We start from the raw sequence: 8,043 nt of genomic DNA on the forward strand, positions 1-8,043 counted from the left end.
ACCGCTCGCGCCGCCCGCGCCGCAACCGATGATGGCGCCCCAACCGCAGATGCCGCGGCCACCGATGCCCCAGCCACACATGCCACAGCAACAGATGCCGCCGGCATCGCACATGCAGCAGATGCCGCAACCGGTTGCCCCGCAGCCTCAGCCACAACCTCAGTTGCAACCGCAACCCCAAGTGCCGCCTCAGCACGCTGCGTCGCAGCAGCCTGTGGTTCCGCAGCAGCCGTCGACACCGCAGCCGGTCGCGCTTCAGCCGCCGCCAGCGGTGGCGGCCGAGCAGCCGACCGTCGCCATTCCGATGGCATCGCAGAGGGCGCCGATCCAGGACGCGGTGGAAGCCAGGACTCAGGAGGTCGGGCAGGTGGATGAGATAGATGAGATAGGGCGGACGCAGCATCTGGAAGAAGCAGAGCGGGGAACTCAGCAGTAGATGCAGCAGGCACGACGTTGGCCGTCGCACGCGAGTGAGTTTGCGTGCGACGGCCAACGTTCAGATGTCAGCCCCGTGTCTGTCCCGGATGACGTCAGTCCTGGTTGAAGAAGCCCGGGTCGGCGGACGGGCTCTGGGCGCCGTCCATGAGTTCGGTCCCCTGCGGGGAGAGCAGGAAGACCCGGGAGGCCACCCGCTCTATGCCGCCGCGCAGCGAGAAGATCAGGCCGGAGGCGAAGTCGACGATCCGCTTCGCGTCGGCCTCCTCCAGGTCGGCCAGGTTCATGATGACCGGGATGCCGTCCCGGAAGAACTCGCCGATCACCTTGGCGTCGGTGAAGCTCTGCGGCCGGACGGTGGCGATCCGGTAGCCGGCCTGCGCGGCGGGCTCCTCGCCGTACCACCGCTCGCCGTCGTCGACCGGCACCAAATGCGGGGCGGTCGCCCTGCGGCTCGAAACCATCGCACGCCTCCCTTCCAGATCACACTGTCAGATCATCCTGCCATCGACGAATGACACTTCGGCAGCGATGACCTCACGGCGGGTCAGACCCGCCACGTCGTCACCAGCCGTCGCCGGACGTCACTCATTCGAGTGTTTCCCTTCTTGGCTGCCTACGCTAGCCGGTTTTCCACGCCGGAGACTCGCGACGCGCCGAATGTGCCAGCGGGTGGTGGTATACGCGTCGGCGAAATCCCCACGCCGACAATCCGCGGTACGCCACCGGGATTCGCCGTCTGCTGTGGGCAAAGCCGTTCTACCTCGTTCCCACGCTTCAGCGAGCTGAATCCATCGAACAATTCTTCGAATTACTTGTCGCGCTTTTGTCCTGGCCGCCGGTGGCTGACGCGGCGTCGCCTCGCGTCAGATGGCGCGAGGCGGTGCATCAGGCGGTGAGCGCGCGGCGGCCGATCATACGACGACGAGTCACCGTATTTAGACCTCCGAACAGCCGACATTGACTGACCGTAGGTTCGCCGGAAAGAAGGATCAACACACCGGATCCGTACCTCGGCACACGCAGGCCTCGTTGGGTTCCACGTGGCGCCTCCCGAGGGGTCCGGATCCTAGACGGCCGGACCGGACCGGGGCGCCGCGTGCCCCAGTAGTCAACCGAATCGCGCTCTTCGAAGCCAGCCGGTGCAGCGGCGAACGAGCGGTGGCAGGCAGTGCCTTTCCCGCCCATCGCCGCCGCTATACCGCCGCCGTCAATACCCCCGGCCGACTCCGCAGAGCCACGAACCACGGCCGCGCTCCGCACCGGACCGCGGCCAGGAGGAATCGATGAACCTCAAGAAGTTCGCCGTGCTGACCGCGGCCACCAGCGGCATCGTGCTGGCCGGCGCCGGCGCCGCGCTGGCCGACACCTCGGCCGACGGCTACGCGACCAACTCCCCGGGCGTCGGCTCGGGCAACAACGTGCAGATCCCGGTGCACACCGCGACCAACATCACCGGCAACGCGATCAACGTCATCGGGCTGCTCGACTCGGTCTTCGGCAACCACAGCATGAACTGACCGCAGGCCGGCAGCGTCCGGCCGTCCGCGGAGCCCGGCCCGCCTAGCGTGGGCCGGGCTCCGGTTCTCCCGCGACGCACGCCCGAGCCTCAGCCAGGCTGAGTCGACTGAAAGACAGGTTCACGCATGAACTATTCGACCAAACGACGCGTCGTGCTCGGGATGACCACAGGCGGCCTGCTGATGACCGGCCTCGGCATGGCCAACGCACACGCCGACACGACTGCTACCGGCAACACAACACATTCTCCCGGCATCGGCTCGGGCAACCTGCTCCAACTGCCGGTCAACGCACCGATCAACGTCTGCGGCAACCAACTGGACGTGATCGGCATCCTGGACGCGGTAACCGGGAACTCCTGCGAGAACGGCGGCAGGCCAAGCGGTAACGACGGATCCACGTCGGCCTCCGGCAGCGCGACCGGCTCACCCGGCGTCGGTTCGGGCAATCTCGTGCAGGTGCCAGTCAACGCACCGATCAACGTCTGCGGCAACCAGCTCGACGTGATCGGCATCGGCGACAGTGACCACGGCAACTCCTGTGCGAACCACGGCGGCGGCAGCGCAACGACGACGACGGGCAGCTCAAGCGGTTCACCCGGGATCGGCGCCGGCAACGTGATCCAGGTGCCGATCAACGCGCCGGTGAACGTCTGCGGCAACCAGGTCGATGTGATCGGCATTCTGAACTCGGTGTTCGGCAACTCGTGCGCGAACAACGGCCAGAGCCAGCCGCCGCAACCGAGCCCCTCCCCGACGCCCACGCCGGTTCCGACGCAACCGAGCCCCACGCCGACAGGCACCGGGTGCGGCTGCCCGCCGACTCCTCCGCCACCTCCACCGAGCACGCCGTGCCCGCCTTCCGCTTCCAGAACACCGACGCCCATCGGCGGCAGTTCGCCGCCTACCGGCGTTCCGTCTCCGTCTCTGTCACCGAGCACGCGTAGCGGCGGCGGTTCGAACGGCGGTGGCTCGAATGGCGGAGGTTCGAATGGGAGCGGCTCTCACGGTGGCATGTCAGGGAGCAGCGGCGGATCATCAGGTTCGCCTACCGGAGTGCTGGCGCACACGGGTTCCGCCGCACTGGCTGCCGCACCGTTCGGCGCCGGCCTGATCGGTGGCGGCGTGCTGCTGCGCAAACGCTTCCTCAACCGGTTCGACCGGTCGCACTGACGTCACGTCAGGCTTCAACTGGTTTCAATCGTCTCCGGTCCGCTCGACGAGCGGGCCGGAGATTTGCTTTCCGCTTGGTTTCCGCCGCTGCCAATGCCCGCCGGTTCAGCTCTGCGCGTCGAGCGACCGGCAGACCGCCGACCAGACCTCTTTCGCGGAAATCCCCTGCGCGAGCGCCTCCTGCACGGTCCGGCCGCCCAGTTCGCTCATCACGTGGTCGCGGGCGAAGGAATCCACGTAGACGGGCCCGAACCGCTCCGTCATCCGCTCCCAGAAAACCGTCAGCCGCACGCCGGAAAGCGTACCCGCCGAAATCTGTCGGTGGCGGAGGGGAAGATGGGCGTATGGGTCTTATAGACGGGTTCGCCGAGCCGACACGGCAGTGGTTCAACGGCGCTTTCGCGCAGCCCACGGCCGCTCAGGTGGGCGCGTGGGAGGCGATCCGCGGTGGCCACAACGCGCTGGTCATCGCGCCGACCGGCTCGGGCAAGACCCTGGCCGCCTTCCTGGCCGCGCTCGACCGGCTGGCCTTCGGGCCGCCGCCGGTCGGCGAGAAGCAGCGCTGCCGCGTCGTGTACATCTCCCCGCTCAAGGCACTCGGTGTGGACGTGGAGCGCAACCTGCGCGCGCCGCTGGCCGGGCTGCGGCAGGCCGCGGTGCGTGCCGGGGCGCCGGAGCCGGACGTACGAATCGCGGTGCGTTCCGGGGACACCCCGTCGGACCAGCGGCGCAAGTTCCTGAGCACCCCCGCGGACATCCTGATCACCACTCCCGAGTCACTGTTCCTGCTGCTGACCTCGCAGGCGCGGGAGGCGCTCGGCTCGGTCGAGACGGTGATCCTGGACGAGGTGCACGCGGTCGCCGGGACCAAGCGCGGCGCGCACCTGGCGCTCAGCCTGGAGCGGCTCGACCATCTGCTGCCCAGGCCCGCGCAGCGCATCGGGCTGTCCGCGACGGTGCGCCCCGCCGAGGAGGTGGCCCGTTTCCTCAGCGGCACCCGCCCGGCGACGATCGTCGCCCCGCCCACAGACAAACGCTTCGACCTACGCGTCGTGGTCCCGGTGGAGGACCTGACCGCGCTCGACACCATCGACACCGGCTCTGAAGCGGTCCCCGCCGACGAGACCGGCCGACGTAAGGCATCGATCTGGCCGCACGTGGAGAACAGGGTCGCCGACCTGGTCGAGGAGCACACGTCCACGCTCGTGTTCGCCAACTCTCGTCGGTTGGCCGAGCGGCTGTGCAATCGGCTCAACGAGATCCACGCCGAGCGCATCGGGCTCGACCTCGCGACGCCGGTCGGCGTTTCGGTGTCGTCCGCCGAATCAGACCCTGCTGAATCAGACTCAGCCGAATCAATGTCCGTCGCCTCGATGGACGCCGAAGCAGCGCCACGTCCTCATCACGGCTTCCATGTGCCTGCGCAGCTGATGGGTCAGGCGGGTTCGGCGGGTGGGGCGCCGCCGCTGCTCGCCCGCGCGCACCACGGCTCGGTGTCCAAGGAGCAGCGCGCCGAGGTCGAGGAGGAGCTCAAGGCCGGGCGGTTGCCCGCGGTGGTGGCCACTTCCAGCCTCGAACTCGGCATCGACATGGGCGCGGTGGACCTGGTCGTGCAGGTCGAGTCGCCGCCTTCGGTCGCCTCCGGGCTCCAGCGGGTCGGCCGGGCCGGGCACCAGGTCGGCGCGGTCTCCCGCGGCGTCATCTTCCCCAAGTTCCGCGGCGACCTGCTACAGGCCGCGGTGGTCGCGGAGCGGATGCGCGGCGGGCGGATCGAGGCGCTCAGCCTGGTGCGCAACCCGCTGGACGTGCTGGCCCAGCAGTTGGTGGCGATGTGCGCGGTGGACAGCTGGGACACCGGCGAGTTGCTGGACCTGGTGCGCCGGGCGGCGCCGTTCGCCACGCTCACCGAGCCGGTGTTCGAGGCCGTACTCGACATGCTGGCCGGGCGCTACCCGAGTGACGAGTTCGCCGAGCTCAAGCCACGGATCGTGTGGGACCGCGAGGCGGGCACCGTCTCCGGCCGGCCCGGAGCGCAGCGGCTGGCCGTCATCTCCGGCGGCACCATCCCGGACCGTGGCCTGTTCGGCGTTTTCCTCGTCGGCGGGGACGAGAAGCGCGGCGGGCGGCGGGTCGGTGAGCTGGACGAGGAGATGGTGTACGAGTCGCGCGTCGGCGACGTGTTCACGCTCGGCACGTCCTCGTGGCGGATCGAGGACATCACGCACGAGAAGGTGCTGGTCTCCCCCGCGCCCGGTCAGCCAGGGCGGCTGCCGTTCTGGAAGGGCGACACGCTCGGCCGGCCGCTCGAACTCGGCCGGGCGCTCGGCGCGTTCACCCGGGAGCTGGCAGGGCTCGAACTACAGGAGGCGACCGAACGGCTACGGGCCGCGGGCCTGGACGAGTGGGCCGCGGGCAACCTGCTGGCGTACCTGTCGGAGCAGCGGGAAGCGACCCGGCACGTTCCGGACGACCGGACGATCGTCGTCGAGCGCTTCCACGACGAGCTGGGCGACTGGCGAGTGGTGATCCACTCGCCGTTCGGGGCGCAGGTGCACGCCCCGTGGGCGCTGGCGATCAACGCGCGGCTGCGCGAGGAGTTCGGCTTCGACGCACAGGTGATGCACGGTGACGACGGGATCGTGCTACGGCTGCCGGAGACCGACTGGGAGCAGCCGTGGGCCGATCTCGGCCTGGACGAATTGAATACGACAGAGCCGAACGGCGATCGGCCGAACATCGAGAATGTGTTCGACAGCTGCGCACGTTTCACGCCCGACGAGATCGAACAGCTCGTGACGGACCAGGTCGGCGGCTCGGCGCTGTTCGCCGCCCGGTTCCGGGAGTGCGCGGGCCGCGCGCTGTTGCTGCCGCGCCGTCGGCCGGGGCAGCGCGTTCCCCTGTGGCAGCAACGGCAGCGCGCCTCACACCTGCTCGCGGTGGCGGCGAAGTATGCCTCGTTCCCGATCGTGCTGGAGACGGTGCGTGAATGCCTCCAGGACGTGTTCGACGTGCCGGGGCTCACCGAACTGCTCGGCGACATCGAGGCGCGGCGGGTGAAGGTGGTGCAGGTCGAGACCCCGGCGCCGTCGCCGTTCGCGAAGTCGCTGCTGTTCGGTTACGTCGCTCAGTTCATGTACGAGGGCGATTCGCCGCTGGCGGAGCGTCAGGCGGCGGCCCTCAGCGTCGATCCCTCGCTGCTGGCCGAACTGCTCGGCCAGCCGGAACTGCGGGATCTGTTCGACGTCGAGGTGCTCGCCGAGTTGGAGGCGGAACTCCAGCATCTGACCGCCGACCGGCCGGCCCGGGATGCCGAGGATGCCGCCGACCTGCTGCGTCTGCTCGGGCCGCTGTCCATCGGGGAGGCGGCGCGGCGCGGCGTTGAGGCGGCGTGGCTCACCGGGTTGGAACGCACCCGGCGGGCGATCCGGGTGCGGATCGTCGGCGAGGAGCGGTGGGCGGCGATCGAGGACGCCGGTCGATTGCGGGACTCGCTCGGCGTGCCGCTGCCGGTGGGCGTCCCGGAGGCGTTCACCGAGCCGGTGGTCGATCCGCTGGGCGACCTGATGGCACGTTACGCGCGCACGCACGCGCCGTTCTCCGCGCGGCAGGCGGCGGAGCACTTCGGCATCGGCGTGGCCGTATGCGTCACTGTGCTGGAACGGCTGGCCGCAGAACGGCGTGTTATCCGCGGTGCGTTCCGTCCGGACGGAGGCGGCGAGGAGTGGTGCGACGCCAGAGTGCTGCGCCGGTTGCGTCGCCGAACCGTCGCGGCGCTGCGCCAGCAGGCCGAACCGGTGAATCCCGCCGCCCTGGCCCGGCTGCTGCCGGCCTGGCAGAACGTCGGGCAGCCTGGTGAGCGGCCGGACCGCAGGCTCCGCGGCGTAGACGGCGTGCTGCGCGTGGTGGAGCAGTTGGCCGGGGTGCCGGTTCCCGCCTCGGCGCTGGAGCGGCTCGTGCTGCCCTCCCGCGTGTCGGATTATCAGCCTGCGATGCTGGATGAGCTGACTTCGGGCGGCGAAGTGGTCTGGGCGGGTGCGGGCGCGCTCGCCGTGGACGACGGTTGGGTCGCACTGGCCCCGGCGGCCATCGCGCCGTTCGTACTGCCGGAGCCGACACCGCTCGACGACGCCTCGCCGGCGCAGTGGGCGCTGCTCTCCGCCCTGGAGCGGGACGCGGGCCTGTTCTTCCGCTCGCTGGTCGATCACGTCACGCAGTCCGAGACGCAGCGCCGGACCGATGCCAGACGCCACGGAGCACGTGACGATGACGAGCTTCCCGATGCCCGGCGCCGAGGCACGCGCGCCGGTGGCGAGCCATCCGACCCTGCCGTGGCAGCCTCAGACTCGCCGGTCGATCCAGCGGACGTACTGACCGCGCTCTGGGATCTGGTCTGGGCCGGCCGAGTCACGAACGACACGTATGCGCCGGTGCGCGCGTTGCTCGGTTCCGGCCGTACTGCACACCGCGCGAAGCGGCCGACTCCGCGCGGCCGGTACGCCGCCATGCGGTACGTCTCATCGGCGGCGGCCATTGCCCCGGTGCTTCCGAGCGCGGTGGCGGCAACCGCTGTGGGCCGCTGGTCCCGCCTGCGCACTGCGGTGCCGTCGGACCCGCGAGCCAAAGCGGCATCAGCGCAGGCGCTCGGCGAGGTACTGCTGGACCGGTACGGCATTGTGACTCGTGGCGCGGTGGGTGCGGAGCGGCTGCCCGGCGGGTTCAGCGCGGTGTACCGCGTGTTATCCGCGTTCGAAGACGCGGGACGCTGCCGCCGCGGCTACTTCGTCGAGGGTCTCGGCGCCGCGCAGTTCGCCGCGGACGGGGCGGTCGACCGGCTCCGCGCGCTGTCCGGCGAGGCGGGCGAGCCTGGTGAAGCCGGCCGCACGAGCAGTCGCGCAGGCGGCCGCACGCCGACGAC

The 8,043-nt window shown here is 70.1% G+C and carries 5 protein-coding genes and 1 pseudogene; 4 read left to right on the top strand and 2 right to left on the bottom strand.

What is annotated here, in order from left to right; translation table 11 throughout:
- A pseudogene (locus tag VGS97_RS14175) lies at positions 1-436 on the top strand (hypothetical protein); the annotation flags it as partial.
- Between the two features lie 94 nt (positions 437-530).
- On the opposite strand, the gene VGS97_RS14180 reads toward VGS97_RS14175, so the two are convergent.
- Entirely contained in the window at positions 531-899 is a 369-nt protein-coding gene (locus VGS97_RS14180) for a cell division protein SepF (protein WP_326853931.1), read from the bottom strand.
- A gap of 822 nt (positions 900-1,721) precedes the next feature.
- Between VGS97_RS14180 and VGS97_RS14185 the strand changes: the two genes are divergently transcribed.
- Both VGS97_RS14185 and VGS97_RS14190 read left to right on the top strand, forming a co-directional pair.
- Positions 1,722-1,955, top strand: coding sequence for a chaplin (locus tag VGS97_RS14185; RefSeq protein WP_326853932.1), 234 nt, complete (start codon positions 1,722-1,724; stop codon positions 1,953-1,955).
- Between the two features lie 126 nt (positions 1,956-2,081).
- Positions 2,082-3,128 carry a chaplin gene (locus VGS97_RS14190; protein WP_326853934.1) on the top strand — a complete coding sequence of 349 codons (1,047 nt, stop codon included), beginning with the start codon at positions 2,082-2,084 and terminating at the stop codon, positions 3,126-3,128.
- Positions 3,129-3,233: 105 nt separating this feature from the next.
- Here the strand turns inward: VGS97_RS14190 and VGS97_RS14195 are convergent, their stop codons facing one another.
- Positions 3,234-3,419, bottom strand: coding sequence for a DUF3046 domain-containing protein (locus VGS97_RS14195; RefSeq protein WP_326853935.1), 186 nt, complete (start codon positions 3,417-3,419; stop codon positions 3,234-3,236).
- Positions 3,420-3,472: 53 nt separating this feature from the next.
- Between VGS97_RS14195 and VGS97_RS14200 the strand changes: the two genes are divergently transcribed.
- Positions 3,473-8,043, top strand: a 4,571-nt coding sequence (locus tag VGS97_RS14200) for an ATP-dependent helicase (RefSeq protein WP_326853936.1), incomplete at its 3' end; no start/stop codon positions are given.

This window comes from Actinocrinis sp., from assembly GCF_035946395.1.
In the GTDB taxonomy this organism is placed as follows: domain Bacteria; phylum Actinomycetota; class Actinomycetes; order Streptomycetales; family Catenulisporaceae; genus Actinocrinis.